This is a genomic window from Microbacterium sp. As-52 (assembly GCF_049949185.1).
Lineage (GTDB): Bacteria > Actinomycetota > Actinomycetes > Actinomycetales > Microbacteriaceae > Microbacterium > Microbacterium maritypicum_A.
Genome location: NZ_CP188171.1, coordinates 2,317,252 through 2,342,538 on the forward strand (window position 1 = coordinate 2,317,252; position 25,287 = coordinate 2,342,538).

Here is a 25,287-nt window from a genome sequence, read left to right on the forward strand (position 1 = left end):
CCGCGGATCGTGGCACTCTGTCTTGTGGCCGATTGTCGGTCGGCATCCGTCTGCCGAGAAATCCGCCGCTTCATCCTTCCTAGAAAGTCCGCCTGTGCTGGGAAAAATCCTCCTCCGCTATCTCTCCCGATACCGATGGTTGCTGCTCGCGGTGCTGGTCTTCCAGCTCGCCAGCGTCGCAGCGACCCTCTACCTCCCGCGACTGAACGCCGACATCATCGACAAGGGCGTCGCCCGCGGTGACACCGGCTACATCTGGAGCACCGGTCTGTTCATGCTCGCGGTCTCGCTGGGGCAGATCATCGCCTCGGTCACCGCGACGTACTTCGCCGCGCGCGCAGCGATGGGCGCCGGCCGCGACATCCGCGCCGACGTCTTCGGCAAGGTCAGCGGCTTCTCCGAGCGTGAGGTCTCGCAGTTCGGCGCCGGCTCGCTCATCACCCGCAACACGAACGATGTGCAGCAGGTGCAGATGCTGGCGATGATGGGCGCGACCATGCTCGTCACGGCGCCGCTCCTCGCGATCGGCGGCATCATCTTCGCCGTGCAGACGAACGTCGGCCTCAGCTGGCTCATCGCCGTGTCTGTGCCGCTGCTGCTGATCCTGGCCGCCCTCGTGATCGGGCGCATGGTCCCGTTGTTCCGCAGCTACCAGGGCAAGCTCGACAACGTCAACCGCATCATGCGCGAACAGCTCACCGGCGTGCGCGTCGTGCGGGCATTCGTGCGCGAGCGCATCGAGGAAGACCGCTTCCGCGGCGCCAACACCGACATCATGGTCGTCGGCCGCAAGGTGGGCTCGCTCTTCGTGCTGCTGTTCCCGCTGTTCATGCTCATCCTGAACGTCACGGTCGTCTCGGTCATCTGGTTCGGCGGCATCGAGGTCAACAACGGCACGGTGCAGGTGGGCACACTGTTCGCCTTCATGCAGTACATCGGCCAGATCATGGGCGGCGTCATCATGGCGAGCTTCATGGCGATGATGATCCCGCGCGCCGCGGTGTCGGCCGAGCGCATCGGCGAGGTTCTCGACTCCGAATCCACGCTGGTCCGCCCCGAGAACGGCGTCACCGAGTTCCCGGTCCCCGGATCCGTGGCGCTCGACGACGTCGAGTTCACCTACCCCGGTGCCGATTCCCCTGTGCTCACCGGCATCAGCTTCGCCGCGCAGCCGGGTGAGACCGTCGCGATCGTCGGCTCCACCGGCTCCGGAAAGACGACCCTCGTGTCGCTCATCCCGCGCCTGTTCGACGTCTCGGGCGGCTCCGTGCACGTCGGGGGCACCGATGTGCGCGAGGCCGACGTCGAGTCGCTGTGGGACAGCATCGGCCTGGTGCCGCAGCGTCCGTTCCTCTTCACCGGCACCGTCGCGTCGAACCTGCGCTACGGCCGGGAAGAGGCCAGCGACGAAGAGCTGTGGCACGCGCTCGACATCGCACAGGGTCGCGACTTCGTCGAGGAGATGCCCGATGGTCTCGACTCCCGCATCGCCCAGGGCGGCACGAACGTCTCAGGTGGTCAGCGTCAGCGACTCGCGATCGCCCGCGCGATCGTGCACCAGCCGCAGATCCTGGTCTTCGACGACTCGTTCTCGGCCCTCGACCTCACGACGGACGCGCGATTGCGGCAGGCGTTGTGGCGGGAGCTCCCGCACGTGACGAAGATCGTGGTCGCCCAGCGCATCTCCACCATCACGGACGCGGACCGCATCGTCGTCCTCGACGGCGGAACCATGGTCGGCGTCGGCACGCACGAGGAACTGCTCGAGACGAGCGACACCTACCGAGAGATCGTCGAGTCGCAGCTGGGGGTGGACGCATGAGCGCGCAGGACAACAACGAGAAGCGCACGGCCAGACGCGGCCGCGGCAAGGCGGCAGCGCCCGTCGCCGAGGTCGAGCTGAGCGCCGAGGAGAAGTACGAGGCCGAGCTCGCCGAGCAAGCACGTCAGAACTCCGGCGACTGGGACAGCGTCGCGCCGGGCAAGGCCGACAACTTCGGTCCGAGTTTCGCGCGCATGATCGGGCTGCTCAAGCCGTCGGCCATCTGGTTCGTCTTCGTGTCGATCCTGGGTGCGATCGGCGTGGTCCTGACGGTCGCGGCGCCCAAGGTGCTCGCCGAGGCCACCAACCTCGTCTACAAGGGCTTCATCTCCATCCAGCTCGGACAGCCGACCGACGGGTTCCCCGGCTTCCCGGCCGGGACCTCGCAGGACGTCGTCGTCGAGGCGCTGCGGGCCGGTGGGCAGGACGACTTCGCGAACCAGGTCGGCGCGCTGGGCGACTTCACGGTCGGCCAGGGCATCGACTTCGACGCACTGCGTCTCGTCATCGCCGCGGTGCTCGGCATCTACGTGGCCGCGGCCTTCCTCACCTGGATCCAGGGCTACGTCATCAACGTGATCATGGTCCGCACCATGTGGCGGCTGCGCGAGTCGGTCGAGGCGAAGATCAACCGCCTGCCGCTGGCGTACTTCGACAAGGTGCAGCGCGGCGAGCTGATCTCACGCGTCACGAACGACATCGACAACATCACGCAGACGATGCAGCAGTCGCTCTCGGGAGCACTCACTTCGGTGCTCACCGTGATCGGCGTGCTCGTGATGATGTTCTCGATCTCGTGGCAGCTCGCGCTCGTCGCCCTCATCACGCTGCCGCTCATGGGCGTCATCTTCGGCATCATCGGACCGCGCTCGCAGAAGGCTTTCGGCACCCAGTGGCGCAAGGTCGGTCGCCTGAACGCCCGCGTCGAGGAGGCATTCTCCGGCCACGCGCTCGTGAAGGTCTTCGGCCGGGAGAAGGATGCGCTGGACAAGTTCCAGGTCGAGAACGAAGAGCTGTTCCAGGCGAGCTTCAAGGCACAGTTCCTCTCCGGCATCATCATGCCGGCGATGATGTTCGTCGGAAACCTCAGCTATGTGGGCATCGCGGTGCTCGGCGGTCTGATGGTCGCGAACGGTCAGCTCCGTCTCGGCGACGTGCAGGCGTTCATCCAGTACTCGCAGCAGTTCACGCAGCCCCTGTCCGAGCTGGGTGGCATGGCCGCGGTCGTGCAGTCCGGCACGGCCTCCGCCGAGCGGGTCTTCGAACTGCTCGACGCCGAGGAGCAGGAGGCGGACGACGCCGATGCCCCCGAGCTGGTCGAGGGCAAGGGCGTCATCGAGTTCGAGAACGTCGCGTTCTCGTACACACCCGAGCGTCCGCTCATCCGCGACCTGTCATTCCGGGTGGAGCCGGGGCAGACCGTCGCCATCGTCGGTCCGACCGGTGCGGGAAAGACGACCTTGGTCAACCTGATCATGCGCTTCTACGAGCTCAGCGGCGGGCGCATCATGCTCGACGGCCAGGACATCGCCGAGGTGACCCGCGACGAACTGCGGTCGCGCACCGGCATGGTGCTCCAGGACCCGTGGCTGTTCGCCGGCAGTATCCGCGAGAACATCCGCTACGGTCGCTCCACCGCGACCGATGACGAGGTTCTCGCCGCCGCCAAGGCGACCTATGTCGATCGCTTCGTGCACGCCCTCCCCGAGGGCTACGACACGGTGCTCGACGAGGATGCCGCGAACGTGTCGGCGGGCGAGCGTCAGCTCATCACCATCGCGCGGGCATTCGTCGCGCAGCCGTCGATCCTCATCCTCGATGAGGCCACGTCGGCCGTCGACACCCGCACCGAACTGCTGCTGCAGCACGCGATGGCCGCGCTTCGTGAAGGACGCACGTCGTTCGTGATCGCGCACCGACTGTCGACCATCCGCGACGCCGACCTCATCCTGGTGATGGAGCACGGTGACATCGTGGAGAAGGGCACGCACGACGAGCTCATCGCCGCGCAGGGCGCCTACTGGCGTCTGTACCAGTCGCAGTTCGAGCAGGCAGCGACCGACATCGACGCCGAAGACGCCCTCACCGGCACGACGCCCGTCGTCGTCTCGGGCGATGCGAGCGAAGCCGAAGGTACAGGAGAGGAGGCTGCGGCCGCCGTTGCCGGAGCCTCGATCGGTGCTCAGCTGCCCGCTGCCGAGACGGCGGCAGCCCAGGCCCTGCTGGAAGACGGGGCCGACGGTTCGAGCCACCGTTCCTGAGCGTTCCCGCCCTCCGGCATCCCCACGACGACGCCCCACTCCGCTCACGCGGGGTGGGGCGTCGTCGTACGCGGATCGCGTCGTCGCGGGCGCCGGCACGGCGCGCGTGACGAGGTGTCAGGAGCGGTCGGCCCTGATTCCGAGCAGCTCGAGCGGGTGGGTCAGACGCCACCACGGGCTCGGCCCCTCCACATCCTCGGCCAGCACCAGAGGCGTGGTGACGGTGTTGAGCGGACCGGTCGTCGTCAGCGTGCCCACGGCGTCGTCCTGTTCACGGTCTTCGCCGAGATCGAAGGCCGTCGCCGCGGTGGCGGTCGCCCCGTTCCACAGCACCACATCGGCATCGGTCTCGGTGATGACGTCGACCTTCTCCCCCCAGGGGGTCGTGACCTGACCGACCACGGTGTCCTTCGCGACGGCGGGCGGCTGCGCCTCCAGCGCCGCTTCCGCCTCCGCGAACAGGGAGCGGGTGAGAGCGAGTCGCTCATCGTTGCCGGCCTGGTTCAGCGCCGCGGCGAAGAGGTGCACGGTCGTGTCGCCGATGACGACGTCCTTCGCGGTGAGCAGGTTCCAGCCGACGAGTGTGCCGGTCTTGACGCCGACGACACCGGGATCGTCGAGCATCCCGTTCGTGTTGACGACGGTGCCGGCGCCCGGGAGGTCCACCGACTTGGTGCCGACGATCTCGGCGAACACCGGGTTCTGCATGGCACGCTCGCCGAGGGCGACCAGCGCCTCGGGGGTGGCCACATTGCGCTCGTCGAAGCCGGACGGCGTCACCACGGTGATGCCGGTGAGGCCTCGTTCGCGCAGCCACACCTCGGCGGCCCGGGCGAATTCGCGATCGGACCCCCAGATCTCGCTCGCGAGCCGGTCGATGTAGTTGTTCGCCGATCCCATCAGCGTGCCCTGCAGGAGTTGATATTCGGTCAGCACCCCGCCGATCGGCACATCGAGTGCGGACTGGTCGCTGCGCCGGTAGTCCCAGTACTTCACGCTGTCGGCCCGGGTGAACGAGAACTCGGGCCCCTGTTCGCCCACCGCCAGCGGCATACGGTCGAGCACCATCAGGCTGCTCACGACCTTGGTGATGCTCGCGATGCTCACCGCATCGGGGATCGAGGCCGCAGTGGTCATGCCGGAGATGCCGACGGCGCCCGCGCCCTCGGTGGGCCAGGTGACGGTGGCTGCGGCAGCGGGCGTCGTCGCGAACTCGACGGACTGCACTGTCGGAGGTACCTCGTGCAGCGGCCAGAGCAGCGTGGTGCCGGCATACGCGGCGACGAGGCCCACGAGCGTGGCCAGCGGAACGAGGATGCCGGGACGGGCGATGGCCGGGCGCAGGCGTGCCCCGCGGAGCAGGCCGTTCGTCCGCTCGGCTTCCGACGTCTCGTCGAGAGTCGCGGTGGCGGTGTGGTCGGCCACCGTCGCGGGGTCCACCCAGGTCAGAGCGGTGGCGGTGGTGGTCTCGTCCGCCCACTGGGGGGTGGTCGCGTCGAGCGCGGCGAGGGGATCGTCGGCGTCTCCCGCGGCAGTCTCACGCGGAACGAATGGCGGTTTCGTCAGAGCGGGCGTGGCCGGTTCCGGGGCGACCACCGATTCCGGTGCGAGCGCGCGCGTCGACGTCTGCTCGGCCGTGAGCACCGAACCGCCCGACGCGGCATCGACGGAGCCGGAGGGGGCGGTGGTCGCGGGGCCGTCGTCACGGACGACGCCCGTCGCCTCGTCGGCGGGATCTGTTGCGGTCACTCGTTCACGGTACCCAATCCCGGGCGGGTTCCGCGGCGCACAGCCTTGTCGCCACGCGGGTGTCGCCAGCGGGTAGGATCTTCAGCACAACCACGGGAGTCCGGCGAGCCGGGCTGAGAGGGAGCGAATCGCGCTTCGACCGTCGAACCTGATCTGGGTCATGCCAGCGCAGGGAGGAGTTCAGATGAGTACGCCTACGTCCACATCCGCACAGCAGGCATCCGCCGATGCGAACGGGCTGCACCGCCCATCGATCTGGCGCTGGCGCGTCGTCGACATCGTCGTCGCCGCTGTCCTCGGCGTCGCGATCGGTCTCGTGTTCTGGGGATGGAACACCATCGGATACGCGTGGTTCGGCGCGGCCGACGCCCTGACACCGGGCCTCGGTGGCATCGCCGTCGGCATCTGGCTGCTCGGCGGTGTCGTCGGCGGTCTCGTGATCCGCAAGCCGGGGGCCGCGCTCGTGGTCGAACTGGTCGCCGCGATCGTGTCGATGCTGATCGGCAACGTGTGGGGTGTCTCGACCGTGTTGTCGGGCATCGTGCAGGGCCTCGGTGCAGAGATCATCTTCGCCCTGTTCTTCTACCGTCGTTTCGGGATCGCAGTCGCTGCGCTCGCCGGCGTCGGAGCCGCCGTGGCCGCCTGGGTGTTCGAGCTGTTCTACGGCAGCTCGCCGAACATCCTGAAGTCGGTCGAGTTCAACACGATCTATCTGATCAGCGTGGTCGTCTCCGGGGCGATCCTGGCCGGCGTGGTCGGTTGGCTGCTCGTACGCGCCCTCGCCGTCACCGGCGCCCTCAACCGCTTCGCCGTCGGGCGAGAGCACGTGCGCGAGGTCTGAGCGTGACCTTCGCCTCCCCGGCCCGCGTGCAGGCTGCGGGCTGGGGCTGGCGGTACGCCGGTCGAAAGCGTCCCGCCGTCGCGGACGTCTCCTTCACGATCGAACCGGGCGAGCGGGTGCTCCTGCTCGGCGCCTCGGGTGCAGGGAAGTCGACGCTGCTCGCCGGCCTCGCCGGGGTCCTCGGCGATGACGACGAGGGGGAACGGACGGGGTCGTTGCGCATCGACGGTGCGGCCCCCGAGTCACGGCACGGTCAGGTCGGACTCGTCCTGCAGGACCCGGACGCCGGCATCGTGCTGTCGAAGGTCGGCGACGACGTCGCGTTCGGCTGCGAGAACCTGGGCGTCGCGGCGTCCGAGATCCCGGGTCGCGTCGCCGAGGCGCTCGACGCCGTCGGCCTCGATGTTCCGCTGCGACGCCCCACGAAGGCGCTCTCCGGCGGGCAGAAGCAGCGGCTGGTGCTGGCCGGTGTGCTCGCGATGCGACCGGGGCTGCTGCTGCTCGACGAGCCCACCGCGAACCTCGACCCGGAGGGGGTGCGGGAGGTGCGGGCGAGTGTCGAGCGCGCCGTCGAGACGACCGGCGCGACGCTCGTGGTCGTCGAGCACCGCACCCCGATCTGGGTCGATCTGATGACGCGCGTGATCGTGTTGGCGGCCGACGGAGGACTCCTCGCCGACGGTGCGCCCGCGCAGGTGTTCGCGGCCCACGGCGACGTGCTCGCCGATGCGGGGGTGTGGGTGCCCGACCGCGGCATCGACCTTCCGATGCTCGAACAGGTTCCTGCCTCCGATGCCCTCACGGCCTCCGCGCTCTCGATCGCGAGAGAGGCGGGCGTCGTCGTGCAGTCGGGGCTCGACCTGCGCGTGCCGCGTGCGAACGCGACCGTGATCACCGGGCCGAACGGCGCGGGCAAGTCGACGCTCGCACTCACCCTCGCCGGCCTCATCCCGGAGCAGGCCGGCGAAGTGCGTTCGGCGCCCGAGCTGGCGGGGCGCAAGGGCCCCCGCCCGATCCGCTGGTCCTCGCGTGAGCTGCTCACCCGCATCGGCATGGTCTTCCAGGAGCCGGAGCATCAGTTCCTCACGCAGACGCTGCGCGACGAGCTCGCCGTCGGCCCGCGAGCCCTCGGGTGGGACCGCGCGAAGACGGACGGCGTCGTCGAGGAACTGCTCGAGCGCCTCGGACTCGCATCTCTCGCGCTCGCCAACCCGTTCACGCTCTCCGGCGGGCAGAAGCGTCGACTGTCCGTCGCGACCGTGCTGGCGGGAGCACCCGAGGTGATCGTGCTCGACGAGCCGACCTTCGGGCAGGACCGGCGTGGATGGATCTCGCTCGTCGCGCTCCTGCAGGAGGAGATCGCGCGCGGTCGGTCGATCGTCGCGGTCACGCACGACGACGCCGTGATCCGACACCTGGGCGGGCATCGCATCGAACTGGGACGCGAAGGGGAGGCGACATCGTGACGGCGGTCGAGACCGTACGGACGGTATGGCTCGACGGTGTGAACCCGGTGACGAAGCTGGTGCTCGCCGTGCTGCTGTCGGTGCCGCTGTTCGCGTCGATCGACGTCACGAGCGCGCTGGCCGCGATCGTCCTGCAGCTGCTCTGCCTGCCCTTGACCGGACTGCGGCTGTCGACGGTGCTGAAGCGCCTGCTGCCGATCGCGATCTTCGCACCGATCGCCGGCGTGAGCATGCTGCTCTACGCCGAACCCGCAGGGCGGATCTACTGGACCTTCGGATTCGCCACGATCAGCGAGGATTCCATCACGCTCGCGATCGCGGTGAGCCTGCGCGTGATCGCGCTCGGACTGCCGACGATCCTGCTCTTCGGCGGCACCGACCCCACAGAGCTCGCCGATGCGCTGGCCCAGGTCGCGAAGCTCCCCAGTCGCTTCGTGCTCGGCATCCTCGCCGGCACCCGGATGCTGGGCCTGTTCCTCGACGACTGGCGCACCATGAGCCTGGCCCGTCGTGCACGGGGCGTGGGGGATCGGGGTGTGCTGCGACGATTCTTCTCGATGGCCTTCGTGCTGCTCGTGTTCGCGGTGCGGCGCGGGTCCACGCTGGCACTCGCGATGGAGGCGCGCGGCTTCGGCTCCGGCATCCCCCGCACCTGGTCGCGACCGTCCCGGTTGCACCCGCGCGATGCGGTGGCGCTGATCGGCGGCATCGCGATCATGGCCCTCGCCCTTGCCGCCGCCGTCCTCGTCGGGACCTTCCGATTCGTGTGGAGCTAGGGTCGGCTAGCTCCAACTCGGCTGGAAGTAGTGCTCCCGGTGCAGAGCACAGCGCTCGTTGAACGGGGCGGTGCAGCGAGGGCAGCCCGTCACCGCGAAGTACTCGGTGATCGTGAGCTCGTGTCCGCATGCGCCGCAGAGGATCGCCGCGGTGTCGTGCTGCTCGGGCGCCCACTGCTGCGCCGGATGCCCCGCGGACTCCTCGTGACAGCGATGGCACGGGTAGTGATCGCCGCAGCAGGCGAAGCGGATCGCAATGATGTCTGTCGGGCCCCGGTAGTGCACGCACCGGGTCATGTCGTCGACGACCGGGCCGAACACCGGCGGTCGACCGGCGGGCGGGGGCGCCACGCTCATGTCTCGTTCCAGAGCCGCCGGTAGTACTCGAGGCGCTCGCGGTCGGGCTCGACCCCGTAGGCCTCGATGAGCGTGTCCTCCCAGCCGGATCCGAAGTTCCACATCGTGCTCATCGATGCCACGGCGATGTCGGCCCAGCGGTCGGCGACTCCGAGAGCTGCGAGATCGACGAACGCGGCGGGACGGCCGGCGGCATCGAGAAGCGTGTTCGGCATGCAGGCATCGCCGTGGCACACCACCAGTCGGTCGATCGGCGGCGTCTGGAGCAGCTCGTCGGGCACGATCGTTCCGCGGTCGGCGGCGTTGGCGATCCGCCACTGCGTGCTCCACTCCCAGGGGCATTCGGCCACGGGCAGGGCGTCGTGCAGCGCCCGCAGGCCCGCGCCGACCGACCGTACCGCGGTCTCGGGCTGGTCGGCCCAGCGCGGGTCGACGGCACTGCTCGCGTCGAGCGCGACGGTGACGAGCCACTCGTGTGTCTCGTCCTGCCCCTGTTCGAGCACCTCGGGCACCGCGATCCAGGTGCGCGCCCACCTCATGCGCTCGGCTTCGTCGCGCATGTTCGCCTCGTCGTCGAGCGGCCCCCATTTGATGTAGCGGCCGTCGTCGGTGCGGAAGGTCAGCCCGCCGATCCCGTTGAGCCAGACCGGCACGAGCGCCGCACCGCGGGCGAGCTCGCGCACCCGCGTCGGCACGTCGAGGGAGGCGGAGGGGATGCTCATCCGTCCATCCTGCCCGACGGCGACGGGTGACGGCGGCGGTGGCGGGTGACGGCGACCGGTGCGGTTCATCGGCTCTCGTCGCGCAGGCCTTCGAGGTAGGCGTTGTAGGCGTCGAGCTCGGTCGTGCCGTGCGCATCGGCGTAGCGGTCATCGGCGGCGGCGCGGGCCGTGTCATCACGGAACCACCGATGCATCACGTACACGAGCATCAGCAGCGTCGGCGCCTCGCCGTAGGACCAGGCCAGACCGCCCGCCAGACGCTGGTCCTCGAGCGGATCCATCCCGAGGGCGAGGGTCGGGGCGACGAAGTGGTCGACGAGCATCGTCGTCGCCATCATCAGGAAGACCCCGAAGAACGCGTGCAGGGCGGCCTCGGCGAAGACGTCGAGTGCCCGCCCGCCGTGCCCGAGACGCACGGGGAGGGGATCGGAGCTCAGCACCGGGATCGCGAACAGGATGCCCACGATGAGGAACCCGACCTCCAGGGCGATGTGACCGCCGGAAGCAGCGAGGACGCGATCGGCGAGACCGGCCAGATACAGACCGTAGAACGCGATCAGGTACACCGGCAGGGCGATCCACGGGCTCAGGATCCATCGGGCGACGCGGCTGCGGAGTCCGCCGTGCGCGGCACGCAGCGCGGCGGCACCCAGCCCGTGGTGGGGCGTGGCACGCAGGAGCAGGGTGCCCGGTGATCCGAGCACCAGCAGGGGCGGGATCGCGATCATCAGCGTGAGCTGCTGGAACATGAACACCGACATCAGCGCGTAGCCGTATGCCTCGACCCCGAGACCGGTGACGGCCGCGAGCGCGAGGCAGCCCAGGAGGAACACGACCGTGCGCCAGACGGGCCACCGGCGGTGCTGCCGCCAGAGGCGGATCGCGCCGACGAGGTACGCCATGGCCAGCACGGCGGCGACCAGGGGCAGGAGGGGGAACGGGCCCGGTGCGGGCAGCACGAGGTCGGCGAAGGTCGGCGGCGCGTCCGGCATCCAGTTGTTCATCCGTTCGCGCCCTCTCGTTCGTCGTCCGGCCGGTCGCCGAGTGCCGCGTTCCGTGTCTGCGCACGGTGACGGACCCCGGCCCCGATGACGAGGACGACGCCTCCGATCGCGAGCGCGACGTCGGCGAGGTTCCCGATGAACCAGTTCCCGTACGCGAGGAAGTCGGTGACATGGCCGATGCCGAACCCGGGGGGAGCGAGCAGACGGTCCAGCACGTTCCCGATGGCACCCCCGAGGATGAAACCCACCCCCCAGGCCCGCCACGTCGTGCGTGCGCGGACCGCGGCGACGAACAGGGCGGCGACGGCGCCCACGCCGACCACGGTCAGCACCCAGGTCGCCCCGGAGCCCAGCGACAGCACCGCCCCGGGGTTGTAGGCGAGCTGCAGGCCGAGCGCATCACCCAGAACGGGTATCCGTTCCGTCTGGCTGAGCCCGGCGATCGCGGCCGCTTTGGTGCTCTGGTCGATCAGGACGACGAGGCCGGCGATCACGAAGGCGACGGCGTACTTCGGGACGCTCTCACGCTTCATCGGACGGTCCCGTCTCCGCTGCCCGATCGCGTCTCCGCCGCGCGCGCCCCGCCAAGACCACCCCGGTCGCTCCGAGGGCGAGGAGGAAGCCGATCCCGACGAGGAAGACGGTCCCCAGGAATCCGAGGTCGTCGCGCTGCACCCTCCGCTCGCCGTTCTGCTGCTCGTGCGTCGTGCTGCTGGTCGGTGTCGGTGTCGGTGTGGGTGTGGGTGTGGGTGCGGGGGTCTGAGTCGTCGCGAGCGTATCCGCCTCTGAGGCGCCGACGATGCTGTGGGGCACGTGCGCGGCTGCCGACTCCCCGCCGACGAGCAGGATCAGGACGCTGAGCACCGCCCCCACGACGGTCGTGCCCACCGCGCGCCGCATCGTCCAGCCGATCGGGTTCGTCTGCGGACTCGGGCGTTGGGGAGCGCGCCGATCGGCGTCGTCCACGGGGCTTTTCATGGGTCTCCTTCGAGGGGTGAGAGCAGATTGTTCGAGAGGGCGGAGCCTCGGATGGTGCCGCGCACACAACGCACGGCTTCAGGAGTCGGGGTCGCGCGGAGTGGACACCTGGAGTCGACGCACGGAGTCGACGCGAGATGTCGACGCGAGACGTCGACACAGGAGGTCGACAGGGACATCGAGGGGATGCCGCGGGGGAGGCCGGGTTGCGAGCGATGGATGCGGTCGCGCGGGTGGCCGGCGGATCAGGTTCGGGAGAGGCCGAGCTGGAGGAGGGAGAGCGTCGTCGCGCGTGGGCGCGGAGGAGATGCAGACGATCGACGCAGAGCCTCGGATCCGGCTCGGAGTCGCGTGACCAGTGCCCGGCGGTGCGCTGCGCGTGTTCGCAGGAGCATCACGGCGAGCCCGCACAGCACGCCCAGAGCGCAGAGCGCAGCTCCGACGAGAGCGCTCGTCCCGCTGTCGGGTGCGGCGGTGAGGACCTGCTCCTGGGCGGCTGCGGCCGCATGGTCGAACGCGTCGACGACTGCGGCGGTGAGGGAGGGGGCAGCGCCGTTCTCGTCCTGCGCTCCGTGGGTGGTCACGGCGAAGGCGAAGAGCAGCAGGAGCGCCAGGCTCGCCGTGGTAATGAGCCGCATTATCACCGGCGGGGCGACGGTGCCCGCGGATCGGAGGATCCCGGGCGAGCGGCGCATTCTCCGGATCCTACCCGCATCGGTTATCGGGTTCCTTCGCGCGCGAGGCGGTGTCGTAGGCTCGCTCTCGACGCCGTACCTCGGCTCGTGGTGAAACCAAGAACCACGTAGGCTGGGACTGCGTTCCATCAATGCATGTCGCACGACGACGTTCGAAGGAGAACATCAGATGCAGATCAGCGGACAGGGTGCACTCGTCACCGGCGGAGCCTCGGGTCTCGGACTCGCCACGGCGCGCCGGCTCGTCGCCGCGGGAGCGCACGTCACGATCATCGACCTCGCCTCGTCGAAGGGTGCCGAGATCGCGGACGAACTCGGTGGGCTGTTCGTCGCGGCCGACGTCACGAACGCGGATGAGGTGCAGGCGGCCGTCGCAGCCGCGCAGTCCGCCGCTCCGCTGCGGGTGGTCGTGAACTGCGCCGGCATCGCGCCGCCCGCCAAGGTGCTCGACCGCGAAGGCAACCCGGCTGTGCTCGCCGACTTCGAGCGCGTGATCCGCATCAACCTCGTCGGCACGTTCAACGTCATCTCGCAGGCATCCGCCGTGATCGCGAAGAACGAGCTGCACGACGAGGAGCGCGGCGTCATCGTGAACACCGCGAGCGTCGCCGCGTTCGACGGTCAGATCGGCCAACCCGCCTACTCCGCATCCAAGGGCGGTGTGCACGCCATGACCCTCCCGGTGGCGCGCGAGCTCGCCCGCTACGGCATCAGGGTGTGCACGATCGCTCCGGGCATCATGGAGACCCCGATGCTGATGGGTCTTCCGCAGGCGGCCCAGGACTCGCTCGGCCAGCAGGTGCCTTTCCCTTCGCGCCTCGGACGCCCCGACGAGTACGCCGCTCTCGTGCAGCAGATCGTCGAGAACGGCTACCTCAACGGCGAGACCATCCGCCTCGACGGTGCCATCCGCATGGCGCCGCGCTGACCCGCGGCACCCCTCAGAACCCGCGATCGAGAACACAGGAGAACCCATGTCCCTTGCAGGCAAGACCATCTTGATGTCGGGCGGCAGCCGCGGCATCGGCCTCGCGATCGCGCTGAGGGCGGCTGCCGACGGTGCGAACATCGCGATGCTCGCGAAGACCGACACCCCGCATCCGAAGCTCGAAGGCACGATCCACACCGCGGCCGAGCAGATCCGCGCGGCCGGCGGCCAGGCTCTGCCGATCGTCGGCGACGTGCGCGACGACGACGACATCACCGAAGCGGTCATGAAGACGCAGGGCGAGTTCGGCGGCATCGACATCGTGATCAACAACGCCAGCGTCATCGACCTCTCGCGCTCGCTCGACCTGAACGCCAAGAAGTACGACCTGATGCAGGACGTCAACGTACGCGGCACGTTCATGCTCTCGCGCGCCGCCGTGCCGATCCTGAAGGATGCCGAGAACCCGCACATCCTCTCGCTGTCGCCGCCCCTCAACCCGACCCCGAAGTGGTTGGGCGCGCACACCGGATACACGCTCGCGAAGTTCGGCATGACCATGGCGACCCTCGGCCTCGCCGCCGAGTTCGCACGCGACGGGATCGCCGCCAACACCCTGTGGCCGCGCACCACGATCGCGACGGCGGCCGTGCAGAACCTCCTCGGTGGTGACAAGGTCATGGCTGCGAGCCGCACGCCCGACATCTATGCGGACGCCGCGTATGCCGTGTTGCTCAAGCCCGCGGCGTCGTACACCGGTCAGACGCTCATCGTCGAGGACGTGCTCGAAGCCGACGGTGTGACCGACTTCTCCGGCTATGCCGCGATCCCCGGCACTCCCGACAGTGCGCTCTTCCCCGACATCTTCCTCGACTGAGGTTCCCGCGGCGCCGGAGACAGAGGCCGGAACGGGCGGCCGAAACAGAGACCGTCCGTCCGTAGCGCCGCGTGTTGGGGCGAGCCGCGCCGCGCGGAACCCCGTTCGTCTCCGTTCTCGCAGGGCCGGAGGGGGCGCCCCCGGAGTCATAGCGGGAGCAGATAGATGGGGTCAGATCAGCAGGTAGACCGCACCGACGATCGTGAGTGCGATCACGATGCGGTCGAACACACGCTGATTCATGCGACGGGCGACCCGCAACCCGAGGAGCGCGCCGACCACCACGAGCGGCGCGAGCACGGCATCCATCAGCAGTACCGGTGGCTCGAACAGCCCGAGGCCCGCGAGGAACGGCACCTTGATCACGTTGATGATGGCGAAGAACCACGCGGAGGTACCGAGGAACACCTGCACCGGGGTGCGGGTGGCCAGGAAGTACATCGACATGACGGGCCCGCCGGCGTTCGCGACCATGGTCGTGAAGCCGCCGAGCGTGCCGTAGGCGCCTGCGAGCAGGATGCCGCTGGAGGGCGGTGACACGGTATCCGCTCTGCTCTGCCGCCACCGGCGCCACCGGCGCCACAGCGTCACGGCGATCATGAGCAGCAGGATCACTCCGATCGCACGGCGCACCACACCATCGCCGGCGAGCGCGAGGAACGCGAATCCGACCAGCAGTCCCGCGATGACCGCGGGGGCGAGCCGCAGCAGCGTGGGCCAGTGCGCGTGCCGGCGGTAGGCGAACAGGGCGAACAGGTCGCCGACCATCAGGAGCAGCAGGGTCGCCGCGGTCGAGGTGCGGGCGGGCAGGACGGCCGCGAACAGCGCGATCGCCAGGATGCTCCCGCCCGGCAGTGCGGTCTTCGAGAGGCCGATGACCGCCGCCGCCACCGCGAGCGCCGCCCAGGCCCACGGGTCGAGGGCGATCACCGTTCGAGCTCGGCGACGATCGCGTCGTAGCCCCTGGCCTTCGCGAGGTCGACCGGGAGCACGCCGTCGCCGTCCGTGATGCCACTGTCGGCCCCGCCGTCGAGGAGGGCACGAACCACGTCGACGTAGGTCGAGGATCCGTCGCCGAGCACGATCGCCTCGTGCAGCGCCGTCCAGTTCAGGTTGTTGATGTGGTTCGGGTCGACGCCGGCCTCGAGCAGTATCTCGATCGTCGCGAGCAGTCCGCGCTCGGACGCCGGGATCAGGGCCGTGCCGCCGAAGCGGTTGGTGCTCGCGAGGTCGGCGCCGTTGTCGAGAGTCAGACGGAGGATCTCGTCATGTCCGCGCGCGCCCGCGTACAGGTAGGCGGAGTCCTGGATGTCGTCTTTGGTGTTCACGTCCGCCCCCGCCTCGATCAGGACCCGGGCCGCGTCGACGTGGTTCGCCTTGGTCGCCGCCACCAGGGCTGTCATCCCGCCGGATCCGCGCGCCTCGATGTCCGCGCCCTCGTCGATCGCCGTCTGCGCGGCGATCGCGTCTCCGTCCTCAGCGGCGGCGAGCAGATCGCGAGTGGCTTCGGTCATGGCAGCCTCCTGGGTCGACGGGGAAGGATGCGGCGCTGCTGTGCAGGCCGTCACGGTCAGCAGGGCAACTGTGACGGCGCCGACGGCCAACATCCTTCGCGCACGCATGCATCCGGTATACCAAAAGATGCCGGACATCGGGTGATCAACCTCGCGCGGTGATCAGTCCCGTGTGGCGGTCAGCTCCGCGCGGCGGTGAGTGCCGTGGCGAATCGCGCGGCGCGCTGCTCGATGTCGGCCCAGTCGCCGTTCGCGATCGAGGTTCCGTTCGCCAGGTCTCCGCCCGCACCGACCGCGACCGCGCCGGCGGTGAACCAGGCGGCCAGGTTGTCGGGGTTCACGCCGCCGGTGGGCATGAGCGGGGCGTCGGGGAACGGTCCTCGCAGGGCGCCGAGGTAGGACGGGCCGCCGAGCGACGCCGGGAAGATCTTCACGACGTCGACGCCGAGCTCGAGCGCGCCCATGACCTCGGTCGGCGTCATCGCGCCGGTCATCACGACGCGGCCCGTGTCGAGCATGCTGCGCGTGAGGTGCGGCAGTGTGCCGGGGCTGACCAGGAACTCGGCTCCGGCATCCGCTGCGTGCTCGGCCTGTGCAGCGGTGGTCACAGTGCCCGCGCCGACGTAGGCGGCGTCGCCGTGGCGGGCGATGAGTTCGCGGATGACCGCCGGAGCGTCCGGAGTGGAGAAGGTCACCTCGATGCCGGTGACACCGCCGCGGATGATCGCCTCCGAGGCCTCGATGGCCAGTTCAGGGGAGGGGGCGCGGAGGACGGCGAGGATGCCGGTCGTGCGGGCGCGGTCGAGACGGTCGGACATGGGGCTCCTTCATCGGGCGGGCACGTCCATTCTCCCGGGCGCAGCCTGTAATGACAAGTTGATCAGGACGCGTGGGTGTGCGGCCAGGCCTCGATCAGGTCCTTCGATTCCTTGAGTCCGAGTCCCGTGTGCTCGCGGAGCGCCTTGATCGCGGCGATGGCGGAACCCCCAGCGACCATCCGGTCGATCTCGGAGGCCACCGAAGCCGGCAGCGACGCACGCACAGACGAAGGGGTCGCGACCATCGGGGTGATCGACGAGCGCGTGGCCGTGGCGTTCGACACGGCGGCGAGGTGCGGCGCCGTGGTGCTGACCGACCAGTGGTCGATGCGGTCCTTCGCATCCTTGAGGCCGACGCCCGAGTGGTCGCGGTACAGCTTGATGGCGTGGATCTTCTGCCCGGCCCCGACGAGCCGGTCGATCTCGGCGATCACGCTCGGCGTCAAACCGGAGACGGCCGTCGACGCCGACGAAGCGGGAGCCGTGCGCGCGGTCGTCGGCGACGGGGTGAACACCTGCGGCTCTGGCAGCTTGGGGCGCATGCCGCGGACCGCGACGGCGAGGATCGCCACGACGACGATCAGGCCGACGACGATCGCGATGATCCACAGCACGGCATCCATGGGCTCAGTCTAGAGAGGTCACCGCCCGCGCCCCAGGGCCTTCCCATCCGCCACCGCGTACCCTGGAGGGTATGACCGAGACTCCCCGCACGCGCGAGACGCGCCCCGCAGCATCCGCGTCCGCCCCGCAGGGACGCCCCGCCCAGGGCAAGGTGCGCGAGACCAGGAAGCCACAGGTGCGCCCTGCCACCGAGGGATGGACCCAGCAGAAGGACGCCGAGGGGCGTCCACTGCTGCAGTTCGCGAGCCCCAAGCGCGGCAAGCCGCCGGTGCACCTGGCTGACCTCACGCCGGCCGAGCGCGTCGAGAAGGTGAAAGAGCTCGGCCTGCCCGGCTTCCGTGCCAAGCAGCTGTCGACGCACTACTTCCGTCACTACACGTCGGACCCCGAGCAGATGACCGACCTCCCGGCCGACACCCGCGAGCAGCTCGTCGCCGGGATGCTCCCGCCGCTGCTCACCGAGGTCCGCCGCCTCGAGACCGACCGCGGCGACACGATCAAGTTCCTGTGGCGCCTGCACGACGGCGCCCTGGTCGAGTCGGTTCTCATGCGCTACCCCGGCCGCATCACGCTGTGCGTGTCGAGCCAGGCCGGCTGCGGCATGAACTGCCCGTTCTGCGCGACCGGCCAGGCGGGCCTGACCCGCAACATGTCGACCGCCGAGATCATCGAACAGATCGTGCGCGCCAACCGGCTCATCGCCGAGGGCGGTCTGGGCGGCAAGAAGTCCGACGACCACAGCATGGAGCGCGTCTCGAACATCGTCTTCATGGGGATGGGCGAGCCGCTCGCCAACTACAAGCGCGTGATGGATGCGGTGCGCTCGATGGTCGCTCCGCAGCCGGACGGGCTCGGGATGAGCGCCCGCGGCATCACGGTCTCGACGGTGGGCCTGGTGCCCGCGATCAAGAAGCTCGCCGACGAGAACATCCCGGTGACCTTCGCGCTGTCGCTGCACGCCCCCGACGACCACCTGCGTGACGAGCTCATCCCGGTGAATTCGCGCTGGAAGGTCGACGAGGCCCTCGACGCCGCCTACGACTATTACGCCAAGACCGGTCGCCGCGTCTCGATCGAGTACGCCCTGATCAAGGACATGAACGATCACGCCTGGCGTGCCGATCTGCTGGCGGAGAAGCTCAACCAGCGTGGACGCGGCTGGGTGCACGTGAACCCGATCCCGCTGAATCCCACGCCGGGCTCGATCTGGACGGCGTCGGAGAAAGACGTCACGAACGAGTTCGTGCGCAGGCTCAACGACGCCGGCATCCCGACGACTCTCCGCGACACCCGCGGCAAGGAGATCGACGGCGCCTGCGGTCAGCTGGTCGCCACGACCGAGGATGAGGCCGCCTCCGCCGCGATGGCCTGAGGCCGGCCGGCACGGCGGGCGTCGACGGCGCCGAGGTGCTCGGCGCGGTCGAGCCACCGGGAGATCGTGGTCTCGCTCGCATCCTTCACGCCGAGCATGCAATGGGTGCGCACCGAGCGGATCCCGCAGAAGCGCATCGTGCCTCGGGCGACGTGGGTCTGGGCGGGCAGCCCCGTGAAGGGTGTGAAGTACCAGGGCGTGTCCGCGAGCAGCAGCAGCCTGCCCCGTCGCGCGGGCAGCAGTCCCTCGACGAGCCCGAGCTTCGTGTAGCGGTACTCCTGCTGCGGCAGCAGGGCGCGGTCGAAGAAGCCCTTGAGCAGCGCGGGCACCGACCCCCACCACAGCGGCGTCGCGATGACGATCGTGTCGGCGTCCTGCAGCGCGCGCTTCGCCTCGACGAGGTCGGGCTCGAGCGTCATGCGCTCGCGGTAGCCGAAGCGCAGGTTCGGGTCGAAGCCGAGGTCGCGGAGGGCGAGCACACGGGCGTCGCCGTGCCCTGCGGCGTAGCGCTGGGCGAGAGCGGCGGTCAGGGAGCGGGCGTCGGGGTGGCCGTCGATCACGAGAGCGGGCATTTCCGGTTCCTATCTGGACAGTGTCAAGCTGGTGGACACTGTCAAGATAGGAGAGGATGTTGCTCATGTCAAGTTCCAAGGACGGGTACCACCACGGCGATCTCGCCCGTGCTCTGGAAGACGCCGCCATGCAGCTGCTGGAGCGGATGCCCGCGGCGGAGATCAGCCTGCGCGAGGTCGCCAGGGCCGCGAACGTCAGCCACAACGCCCCGTACCATCACTTCTCCGACCGCCTGGGACTGCTCAAGGCGATCGCCGAGCGCAGCATGGCCGATCTCCTGGGCCAGGTGAGCACCGCTGCCGTGAAGGCCTCGACCCCGCGGGCCGCGCTCGCCGACGGGGGCTCGGCGTACATCCGCTTCGCCGTCGAGCACCCGCACGCGTTCGACGCCGTCTACGATCCGACGGTCTGCGTGCCCGGATCCCCGACTCCCACCATGGCGCCGTTGATCGACGGGCTCGAGGCGGTGCTCGCCGAGGGGGCGGCGGCAGTCGGCCTCGATCGACCGACAGATGTCGTCGCGCTGTGGGGACTGATCCACGGGCTCGGCACGCTCGCTGCGGCAGGCCACTTCACGCTCGAGGACGGACTGTCGGCCTACGCCGCGGCCCTCGATCGGCTGCTTCCCGCGGAGTGATCCGTCACGGTTGCGTCGTCCAACCTGTGAGTCGCTCAAAGCACTCTTCCACGCGATGCACAGGCGAGGTTTCGTAGATTGTTCGAATGCCCTATTCCGCCCATCGACCGGGTCGCTACGACTCGCAGGGTCGGATCATCCTCGACAGCGAACCCGACGCCGTCACGGATGACCTCGACTTCCTGCGTGAGTTCGAGCCCACCGGCACCGACCACGCCACCCGTGAGGTGCCCGAGTCCGTGCCCGCAGAGACGACCCCGATTGCCGACGCGATCGCCGCGGACGATTCCGCCGCCGAAGAACCCGCTCCGGTGAAGCCGCCGCGGGAGCCGCGCATCCGCCGTCCCCGCGCGAAGCGCGCACCGCGCACTCCCGGTTCGCGCGCGCGAACCCTCGCGATCCTCGGCGGTGCGGAGGGCGAGATCCTCGACCGTGTTCCCGGCGAGACCCCGCGCTTCGTGCAGATGTTCTTCGTGCTCGCCGGCACCGCGCTCGTCTCGGCGATCTCGATGCTCTTCGCGCTCACCACCGGGGTGCAGGCGGCCGTCTGGTTGGCCGTGCCCCTGGCGCTCGTCTGGGCGCTCATCATCTTCAACCTCGACCGATTCCTCACATCGACCATGAGCTCGACCAGGAACGTCTGGCGCCTCATCGGCCTTGCGATCCCGCGCGTGATCATGGCCGCGATCATCGGCTTCGTCGTGGCCGAGCCACTCGTGCTGCAGATCTTCCACAACGACATCGCCCGCGAGGTCGCCTCCACCAACATCACCCAGTCGCAGTCCGACCAGGAGGCGCTCGAGAACGGACCGGAGAAGATCGCACTCGACGCGGCATCCGCCAAGGTCGCCGAACTCGAGAACCAGGCGGCGACCGGCATCGTCGCCGGCACCGACTCCTCGTCGGCGACCGAGTCCGCGGCTCAGGCCACGGTCGACGACGTGACCGCGAAGATGACCGCCCAGCAGGCCGTGATCGACCAGGCGCGCGTGCTGTACCAGTGCGAGCTCACGGGTGAGGGTGCCGGCACCGTCCCCGGCTGCACCGGCGTCAACGGCCAGGGCGCCAGTTCGGACGCCGCCAAGGCGCAGCTCGCCGAGGCTCAGCAGACCTACGACGCCCTCGCCGCCCAGCTGCGCACCGCCAACGAGGAGCTCGCCGCGGCCGGCACTGCGGCGAAGGAGAACACCTCGTCGTCCGAGGCGCAGAACCGCGAGCAGGCGAAGTCGCAGCTGCCGACAGCTCGCGACTCCTACGATCAGGCGCTCGCCGCGTACAACGCACGCGCCGATGCGGTCGCGCAGGGCAACGCCGGAGCGGTCGGCCTGCTCAGTCAGATCAGCGGATTGAACCGGCTGAGCGAGAAGGAGCCCTCGATCCTGTGGGCGCACATCCTCATCGCCGCGCTGTTCTTCATGATCGAGCTGCTGCCGGTGCTGGTGAAGGTGCTCACGAGCTACGGTGATCCGAGCCTCTACGAGAAAGCCGCCGCGATCCGCAAGCAGGTCGCCCTCGACAAGGTGACGGCCGAGGGCTTCCGAGACCGTGCGCAGATCGTGACGGATCAGACCCAGGGGATACAGGCGGAGGCCGGCTCCGGTGAGCCGCAGACGCGTGCGGAACGCCGAGAGGCGGCCGAGGCGCAGGAGCGGGAACGGGCGGAGAAGCGCGCGCAGGCGCAGACGCTCGAGGAGCAGGAGCAGCTCGTTCGCCCGACGATCGGCTGAACCGGGCATCGCGGTGCGGCGAGGCTGCGCCAGGCTCCGGTCAGGCGGGTTGGGGAATCCGCTCCGGCATCCGTGGCGCCTGCTGCAGGGAGAGCTCGCCGACCCGGATGCTTCCCCGCACCGGTTCGTCGCGGACGGCGGCGGCGATCGAGCGGATCAACGCCACGGTCGACGGGGTGCGTGCCCAGCGCGCCCCGGTCATCAGTGCCTCGATGCGGGCGAGCGGATGCTGAAGCATGACATCGTGCTGGCGGACATCATCGCTGAGCCACTCCAGGAGCTGCGCGATGGTCCAATCGGGATTGATCGGTCCAGTCTCTGAAAGACGAGTGGCGAGATGTGTGTTCATTGGTCCAGAATCGGTTCTCATGAGCGTGATGGACAGGGCCAATAGCGGGCCAATGGATCAGGCATCGGCCATTCCTGCGGTACGAGCGGCATCTCTCGTCCACGCAGGTGACGTGTCCTCGGAGGCGCTCTCGGCGCGGCTCGGCCGCTGGACACAGGGAGACGGCACTCTCGCCGCCCGGCTCGCGCGAGGCATCGAGGGTCTGATCGCAAGTGGAGAGCTGCGCCCGGGGGACCGGCTGCCCGCGGAGCGCGCACTGGCAGCGGCAGGGTCCGTCTCGCGCGGCACGGTCGTCGCTGCGTACGGCGACCTCGCGGACCGCGGTCTCGTCGACCGGCGGCAGGGGAGCGGCACCCGCATCGCCGGGACAGCCGCAACCGCCGTGCCTGCCTCACGACCAGGACGCGGAGAGGCCCTCTTCTCGGCGCTGCCGAACGCGATCGATCTCCTGCGCACCGTGCCGCAGATCTCCGACCTCGGGGTGCAGCTCATTCGCGATCACAAGCCGCGGCTTGACCTCGCCCTGCTGCCGGAGACCGACCCTGCGGGCCTGCCTGCGCTGCGCACCCTCATCGCCGACATGTACGCCGCCGAGGGAACACCGACCACACCGGAGCAGATCCTCGTCACGCACGGCGCGCAGCAGGCCATCAGTCTCGTCGTCAACGCGCTCGTGGGCCCTGGCGACATCGTGCTCGCCGAGGAGATCACCTGGCCGGGCGTCACTGATTCGGTCGGCCTGCGCGGCGGTTCGGTGCACGGCGTCCCGATGGGCGACGACGGTCTCGACGTCGACGCGCTGGAGCAGGCCCTCGCTCGTCTGCGTCCGGTACTCGTCGCCCTCAACCCGCATCACCAGAACCCGACCGGGTCGCGCCTGCCTGCAGCTGCTCGGCATCGGGTGGCCGCGCTCGCCGCGCAGTACGGCGTTCCGGTCATCGAGGATCGCGTGCTCGCCGGTATCTCCTTCGACGGGGTGGTGCCGCCCACGCTCGCCGCCGAGCGCGCCGACGCGCCCGTCATCGTGGTCGAGTCGGTGTCGAAGTGGGTGTGGGCGGGCCTGCGGATCGGCTGGTTGCGGGCGGACCCCGTGCTCGTACGGCGGCTGCGTGGCGCGCGTCAGCTCGCCGACCAGTCCACCAGCGTGCCGGGTCAGCTGCTCGCTCTCGATCTGATCGCCCGCGCCGACGACCTGCGCCGCGCGAACAGCCGCATCCATCAGGAGCGGCTCCGGCTGCTGCAGCGACTGATGGCAGAGCACCTGCCCGACTGGACGGTCGAGCCGCCCCGTGGCGGGCTGTCGCTATGGGTGCGGGTGCCCGTGGGGTCAGCAGCAGCGCTCGCCCGAACGGCGGCCGCACACGGTGTCTCGATCGCCGGAAGTGCGGCGTTCGCCGTTTCCGCGTCGCCGGACGATCACATCCGCATCCCCTTCACCGCCCCCGACGATGTGCTCGCCGAGGGCATCCGCCGCCTCGGAGCGGCCTGGCGCGAGTATCGGGAGACTCTCGGGATGTCTTCCTAGGCTGACCCGCATGACTCGGATGCAGCGTCGGACCATGCGGATGCAGACGCTGTGGATCTCGATCGCCGGTGTGCTCGCCGTCACGATCTATGCTGCGCTCGCCGCGGTGCAGATCTTGGAGTGGACGCCGCTCGCGGCCGCTCCCGGGCTCACTCTCGACCAGATCCGAGCTGAGCTGAGCGGAGCGGGTGAGTCGCTCAACGCGCCGACGACTTTCATGATTCTCGGGGTGGGAGTCGTGCTCGCCCTCGCCCTCGGTGTGATCGCGATGACGTCGAGGGCCGCTCCGATGATCGCGGCTGCTGGCTTCCTGAGTCTGCTCATGCTCGGAGCCCCGGGCTTCTTCCTCGCCTCGTTCGCCCCGGGCATGGCGCTGGCCGATACCTTCATGATCTCGGCGGGCGTCTCCCTCCCCGGAGTGCGAGCGTTCTACATCATCAGCGCCTTCGCGGCAGCCCTGCTGATGCTCGGCGGGGTGGTCGCCGTGCTCCGGGCACGCGCCGCTCCTGCGTCGGCCTGACCTCTTCCTCGCGTCCGGCCCCGCTGACGGTGTCAGCCAGTAGCGTTGATCCATGGTCAACTATCGCTATCTCGGCAACAGCGGTCTCAAGGTCTCGGAGATCACCTACGGCAACTGGGTCACCCACGCCTCGCAGGTCGGCGACGACGCCGCCGTCAAGACCGTCCACGCCGCCCTCGACGCCGGAATCACCACCTTCGACACCGCCGACACGTACGCCAACACGGCGGCGGAGGTCGTGCTCGGCAAGGCCCTGGAGGGGCAGCGCCGCGAAGGCCTGGAGATCTTCACGAAGGTCTACTTCCCGACCGGTCCGAAGGGGCCGAACGACACCGGCCTGAGCCGCAAGCACATCTTCGAATCGATCAACGGTTCGCTCGCGCGCCTCGGCACCGACTACGTCGATCTGTACCAGGCACACCGCTTCGACTACGAGACCCCGCTGGAGGAGACGTTCCAGGCCTTCGCCGACGTCGTCCGCCAGGGCAAGGCGCTCTACATCGGCGTCTCGGAGTGGACCGCCGAGCAGCTGCGCGAAGGGCACGCCCTCGCGAAGCAGCTCGGCATCCAGCTCATCTCGAACCAGCCCCAGTACTCGATGCTGTGGCGTGTGATCGAGGGCAAGGTCGTCCCGGCGTCCGAAGAGCTCGGCATCTCGCAGATCGTCTGGTCGCCGATGGCGCAGGGCGTGCTCAGTGGCAAGTACCTGCCGGGTCAGCCGGTGCCGGAGGGCTCGCGCGCCACCGACCCGCACAGCGGCGCCGACTTCATCAAGAGCTTCCTGCAGGACGACATCCTCACCGCCGTCCAGCGCCTGAAGCCGATCGCCGAGCAGGCCGGCCTGTCGATGCCGCAGCTCGCGATCGCGTGGGTGCTGCAGAACCCGAACGTGGCGGCCGCACTGGTCGGCGCGTCCCGTCCGGAGCAGCTCGCCGAGACCGTCAAGGCCTCGGGCGTGACGCTCGACGCCGACACGATGGCGGCGATCGACGCGGCCCTCGGCGACACGGTCAACCGCGACGCCGAGAACACCTACTCGGTGTCGCCGAAGTCGCGCCTGGTCTGAGTGCCCTGATCTGACGCCGAGACCCATCGGTAACGTCGAGACCCACCCCCGCTGACGTACGCGCGGGTGGGTCTCGACGTTGGGCG

General features: G+C 69.5%; 26 protein-coding genes and 1 riboswitch. Of the genes, 13 read left to right on the forward strand and 13 right to left on the reverse strand.

The features are described from left to right. Positions 1 to 94 precede the first annotated feature (94 nt). Together ACLFA2_RS11090 and ACLFA2_RS11095 are read left to right on the forward strand one after the other, a co-directional pair. Positions 95 to 1,822 (forward strand): ABC transporter ATP-binding protein, encoded by a 1,728-nt coding sequence (locus ACLFA2_RS11090; RefSeq protein ID WP_426621310.1) that lies wholly within the window; start codon positions 95 to 97, stop codon positions 1,820 to 1,822. Then, entirely contained in the window at positions 1,819 to 4,083 is a 2,265-nt protein-coding gene (locus ACLFA2_RS11095; RefSeq protein WP_426621311.1) for an ABC transporter ATP-binding protein, read from the forward strand. The genes ACLFA2_RS11090 and ACLFA2_RS11095 overlap by 4 nt, the downstream gene beginning before the upstream one ends. A 117-nt stretch (positions 4,084 to 4,200) precedes the next feature. Here the strand turns inward: ACLFA2_RS11095 and ACLFA2_RS11100 are convergent, their stop codons facing one another. Further along, positions 4,201 to 5,832: a D-alanyl-D-alanine carboxypeptidase family protein gene (locus ACLFA2_RS11100; protein WP_426621312.1), complete on the reverse strand. Its 1,632-nt coding sequence runs from the start codon at positions 5,830 to 5,832 to the stop codon at positions 4,201 to 4,203. Positions 5,833 to 5,914: 82 nt separating this feature from the next. After that, positions 5,915 to 6,024, forward strand: a riboswitch (TPP riboswitch). On the opposite strand from ACLFA2_RS11100, the gene ACLFA2_RS11105 reads away from it, so the two are divergent. The 3 genes from ACLFA2_RS11105 to ACLFA2_RS11115 all read left to right on the forward strand — a co-directional run bounded on the left by ACLFA2_RS11105 (position 6,017) and on the right by ACLFA2_RS11115 (position 8,915). Then, positions 6,017 to 6,673: an ECF transporter S component gene (locus tag ACLFA2_RS11105; RefSeq protein ID WP_021198280.1), complete on the forward strand. Its 657-nt coding sequence runs from the start codon at positions 6,017 to 6,019 to the stop codon at positions 6,671 to 6,673. It overlaps the preceding riboswitch by 8 nt. After that, positions 6,670 to 8,139 (forward strand): ABC transporter ATP-binding protein, encoded by a 1,470-nt coding sequence (locus tag ACLFA2_RS11110; RefSeq protein ID WP_399553084.1) that lies wholly within the window; start codon positions 6,670 to 6,672, stop codon positions 8,137 to 8,139. Before ACLFA2_RS11105 ends, ACLFA2_RS11110 begins: the two co-directional genes overlap by 4 nt. Next, positions 8,136 to 8,915, forward strand: a complete 780-nt coding sequence (locus tag ACLFA2_RS11115; RefSeq protein ID WP_136024085.1) for an energy-coupling factor transporter transmembrane component T family protein — start codon at positions 8,136 to 8,138, stop codon at positions 8,913 to 8,915. The genes ACLFA2_RS11110 and ACLFA2_RS11115 overlap by 4 nt, the downstream gene beginning before the upstream one ends. 6 nt (positions 8,916 to 8,921) lie before the next feature. On the opposite strand, the gene ACLFA2_RS11120 is transcribed toward ACLFA2_RS11115, so the two are convergent. The 6 genes from ACLFA2_RS11120 to ACLFA2_RS11145 form a co-directional block, all read right to left on the reverse strand. Then, a complete protein-coding gene (locus ACLFA2_RS11120; RefSeq protein WP_136024083.1) occupies positions 8,922 to 9,272 on the reverse strand; it encodes a CHY zinc finger protein in 351 nt (116 codons plus the stop codon). Next, positions 9,269 to 9,994, reverse strand: a complete 726-nt coding sequence (locus ACLFA2_RS11125; protein WP_401123355.1) for a phosphotransferase — start codon at positions 9,992 to 9,994, stop codon at positions 9,269 to 9,271. Before ACLFA2_RS11125 ends, ACLFA2_RS11120 begins: the two co-directional genes overlap by 4 nt. Before the next feature lie 65 nt (positions 9,995 to 10,059). Next, the gene (locus tag ACLFA2_RS11130) at positions 10,060 to 10,998 is read right to left on the reverse strand and encodes a cytochrome c oxidase assembly protein (protein WP_426621313.1); all 939 of its coding nucleotides are present in this window, start codon (positions 10,996 to 10,998) and stop codon (positions 10,060 to 10,062) included. After that, the gene (locus ACLFA2_RS11135; protein WP_401123353.1) at positions 10,995 to 11,531 is read right to left on the reverse strand and encodes a signal peptidase II; all 537 of its coding nucleotides are present in this window, start codon (positions 11,529 to 11,531) and stop codon (positions 10,995 to 10,997) included. Before ACLFA2_RS11135 ends, ACLFA2_RS11130 begins: the two co-directional genes overlap by 4 nt. Continuing rightward, positions 11,521 to 11,976 carry a hypothetical protein gene (locus tag ACLFA2_RS11140; RefSeq protein WP_426621314.1) on the reverse strand — a complete coding sequence of 152 codons (456 nt, stop codon included), beginning with the start codon at positions 11,974 to 11,976 and terminating at the stop codon, positions 11,521 to 11,523. Before ACLFA2_RS11140 ends, ACLFA2_RS11135 begins: the two co-directional genes overlap by 11 nt. Before the next feature lie 245 nt (positions 11,977 to 12,221). After that, positions 12,222 to 12,614 (reverse strand): hypothetical protein, encoded by a 393-nt coding sequence (locus ACLFA2_RS11145; protein ID WP_426621315.1) that lies wholly within the window; start codon positions 12,612 to 12,614, stop codon positions 12,222 to 12,224. A gap of 226 nt (positions 12,615 to 12,840) precedes the next feature. Here ACLFA2_RS11145 and ACLFA2_RS11150 point away from each other — a divergent pair, with 226 nt between their 5' ends. Further along, the gene (locus ACLFA2_RS11150) at positions 12,841 to 13,599 is read left to right on the forward strand and encodes an SDR family NAD(P)-dependent oxidoreductase (RefSeq protein WP_021198289.1); all 759 of its coding nucleotides are present in this window, start codon (positions 12,841 to 12,843) and stop codon (positions 13,597 to 13,599) included. Between the two features lie 46 nt (positions 13,600 to 13,645). Then, the gene (locus ACLFA2_RS11155) at positions 13,646 to 14,476 is read left to right on the forward strand and encodes an SDR family oxidoreductase (RefSeq protein ID WP_021198290.1); all 831 of its coding nucleotides are present in this window, start codon (positions 13,646 to 13,648) and stop codon (positions 14,474 to 14,476) included. A gap of 171 nt (positions 14,477 to 14,647) precedes the next feature. Here the strand turns inward: ACLFA2_RS11155 and ACLFA2_RS11160 are convergent, their stop codons facing one another. The 4 genes from ACLFA2_RS11160 to ACLFA2_RS11175 form a co-directional block, all read right to left on the reverse strand. Further along, the gene (locus tag ACLFA2_RS11160; RefSeq protein WP_426621316.1) at positions 14,648 to 15,406 is read right to left on the reverse strand and encodes a sulfite exporter TauE/SafE family protein; all 759 of its coding nucleotides are present in this window, start codon (positions 15,404 to 15,406) and stop codon (positions 14,648 to 14,650) included. Next, positions 15,403 to 15,990, reverse strand: a complete 588-nt coding sequence (locus ACLFA2_RS11165) for an ankyrin repeat domain-containing protein (protein WP_426621317.1) — start codon at positions 15,988 to 15,990, stop codon at positions 15,403 to 15,405. Before ACLFA2_RS11165 ends, ACLFA2_RS11160 begins: the two co-directional genes overlap by 4 nt. A 179-nt stretch (positions 15,991 to 16,169) precedes the next feature. Then, on the reverse strand, positions 16,170 to 16,808 hold the full coding sequence (locus ACLFA2_RS11170; RefSeq protein ID WP_021198293.1) for a bifunctional 4-hydroxy-2-oxoglutarate aldolase/2-dehydro-3-deoxy-phosphogluconate aldolase: 639 nt from the start codon (positions 16,806 to 16,808) through the stop codon (positions 16,170 to 16,172). A 62-nt stretch (positions 16,809 to 16,870) separates the two neighbouring features. Continuing rightward, positions 16,871 to 17,431, reverse strand: a complete 561-nt coding sequence (locus ACLFA2_RS11175; protein ID WP_426621318.1) for a ribosomal protein L7/L12 — start codon at positions 17,429 to 17,431, stop codon at positions 16,871 to 16,873. A gap of 71 nt (positions 17,432 to 17,502) precedes the next feature. Here ACLFA2_RS11175 and rlmN point away from each other — a divergent pair, with 71 nt between their 5' ends. Continuing rightward, the gene (rlmN, locus tag ACLFA2_RS11180; RefSeq protein ID WP_029267826.1) at positions 17,503 to 18,804 is read left to right on the forward strand and encodes a 23S rRNA (adenine(2503)-C(2))-methyltransferase RlmN; all 1,302 of its coding nucleotides are present in this window, start codon (positions 17,503 to 17,505) and stop codon (positions 18,802 to 18,804) included. Here the strand turns inward: rlmN and ACLFA2_RS11185 are convergent. Further along, the gene (locus ACLFA2_RS11185; protein ID WP_021198296.1) at positions 18,753 to 19,376 is read right to left on the reverse strand and encodes an NAD(P)H-dependent oxidoreductase; all 624 of its coding nucleotides are present in this window, start codon (positions 19,374 to 19,376) and stop codon (positions 18,753 to 18,755) included. The two genes, rlmN and ACLFA2_RS11185, sit on opposite strands and share 52 nt — an antisense overlap. 65 nt (positions 19,377 to 19,441) lie before the next feature. Between ACLFA2_RS11185 and ACLFA2_RS11190 the strand changes: the two genes are divergently transcribed. Together ACLFA2_RS11190 and ACLFA2_RS11195 are read left to right on the forward strand one after the other, a co-directional pair. Next, positions 19,442 to 20,014: a TetR/AcrR family transcriptional regulator gene (locus ACLFA2_RS11190; RefSeq protein WP_021198297.1), complete on the forward strand. Its 573-nt coding sequence runs from the start codon at positions 19,442 to 19,444 to the stop codon at positions 20,012 to 20,014. Between the two features lie 86 nt (positions 20,015 to 20,100). Next, the gene (locus tag ACLFA2_RS11195; RefSeq protein WP_021198298.1) at positions 20,101 to 21,741 is read left to right on the forward strand and encodes a DUF4407 domain-containing protein; all 1,641 of its coding nucleotides are present in this window, start codon (positions 20,101 to 20,103) and stop codon (positions 21,739 to 21,741) included. A gap of 40 nt (positions 21,742 to 21,781) precedes the next feature. Here the strand turns inward: ACLFA2_RS11195 and ACLFA2_RS11200 are convergent, their stop codons facing one another. Next, on the reverse strand, positions 21,782 to 22,090 hold the full coding sequence (locus tag ACLFA2_RS11200; protein ID WP_426621319.1) for a hypothetical protein: 309 nt from the start codon (positions 22,088 to 22,090) through the stop codon (positions 21,782 to 21,784). A gap of 112 nt (positions 22,091 to 22,202) precedes the next feature. Here ACLFA2_RS11200 and ACLFA2_RS11205 point away from each other — a divergent pair, with 112 nt between their 5' ends. Genes ACLFA2_RS11205 through ACLFA2_RS11215 form a run of 3 tightly spaced genes read left to right on the forward strand, consistent with a single transcriptional unit; the run spans position 22,203 to position 25,201 of the window. Next, positions 22,203 to 23,615, forward strand: coding sequence for a PLP-dependent aminotransferase family protein (locus ACLFA2_RS11205; RefSeq protein WP_029258515.1), 1,413 nt, complete (start codon positions 22,203 to 22,205; stop codon positions 23,613 to 23,615). A 10-nt stretch (positions 23,616 to 23,625) separates the two neighbouring features. Beyond that, positions 23,626 to 24,135, forward strand: a complete 510-nt coding sequence (locus ACLFA2_RS11210) for a hypothetical protein (protein ID WP_401123334.1) — start codon at positions 23,626 to 23,628, stop codon at positions 24,133 to 24,135. Between the two features lie 52 nt (positions 24,136 to 24,187). After that, positions 24,188 to 25,201: an aldo/keto reductase family protein gene (locus ACLFA2_RS11215; RefSeq protein ID WP_029267814.1), complete on the forward strand. Its 1,014-nt coding sequence runs from the start codon at positions 24,188 to 24,190 to the stop codon at positions 25,199 to 25,201. Positions 25,202 to 25,287: the final 86 nt, after the last annotated feature.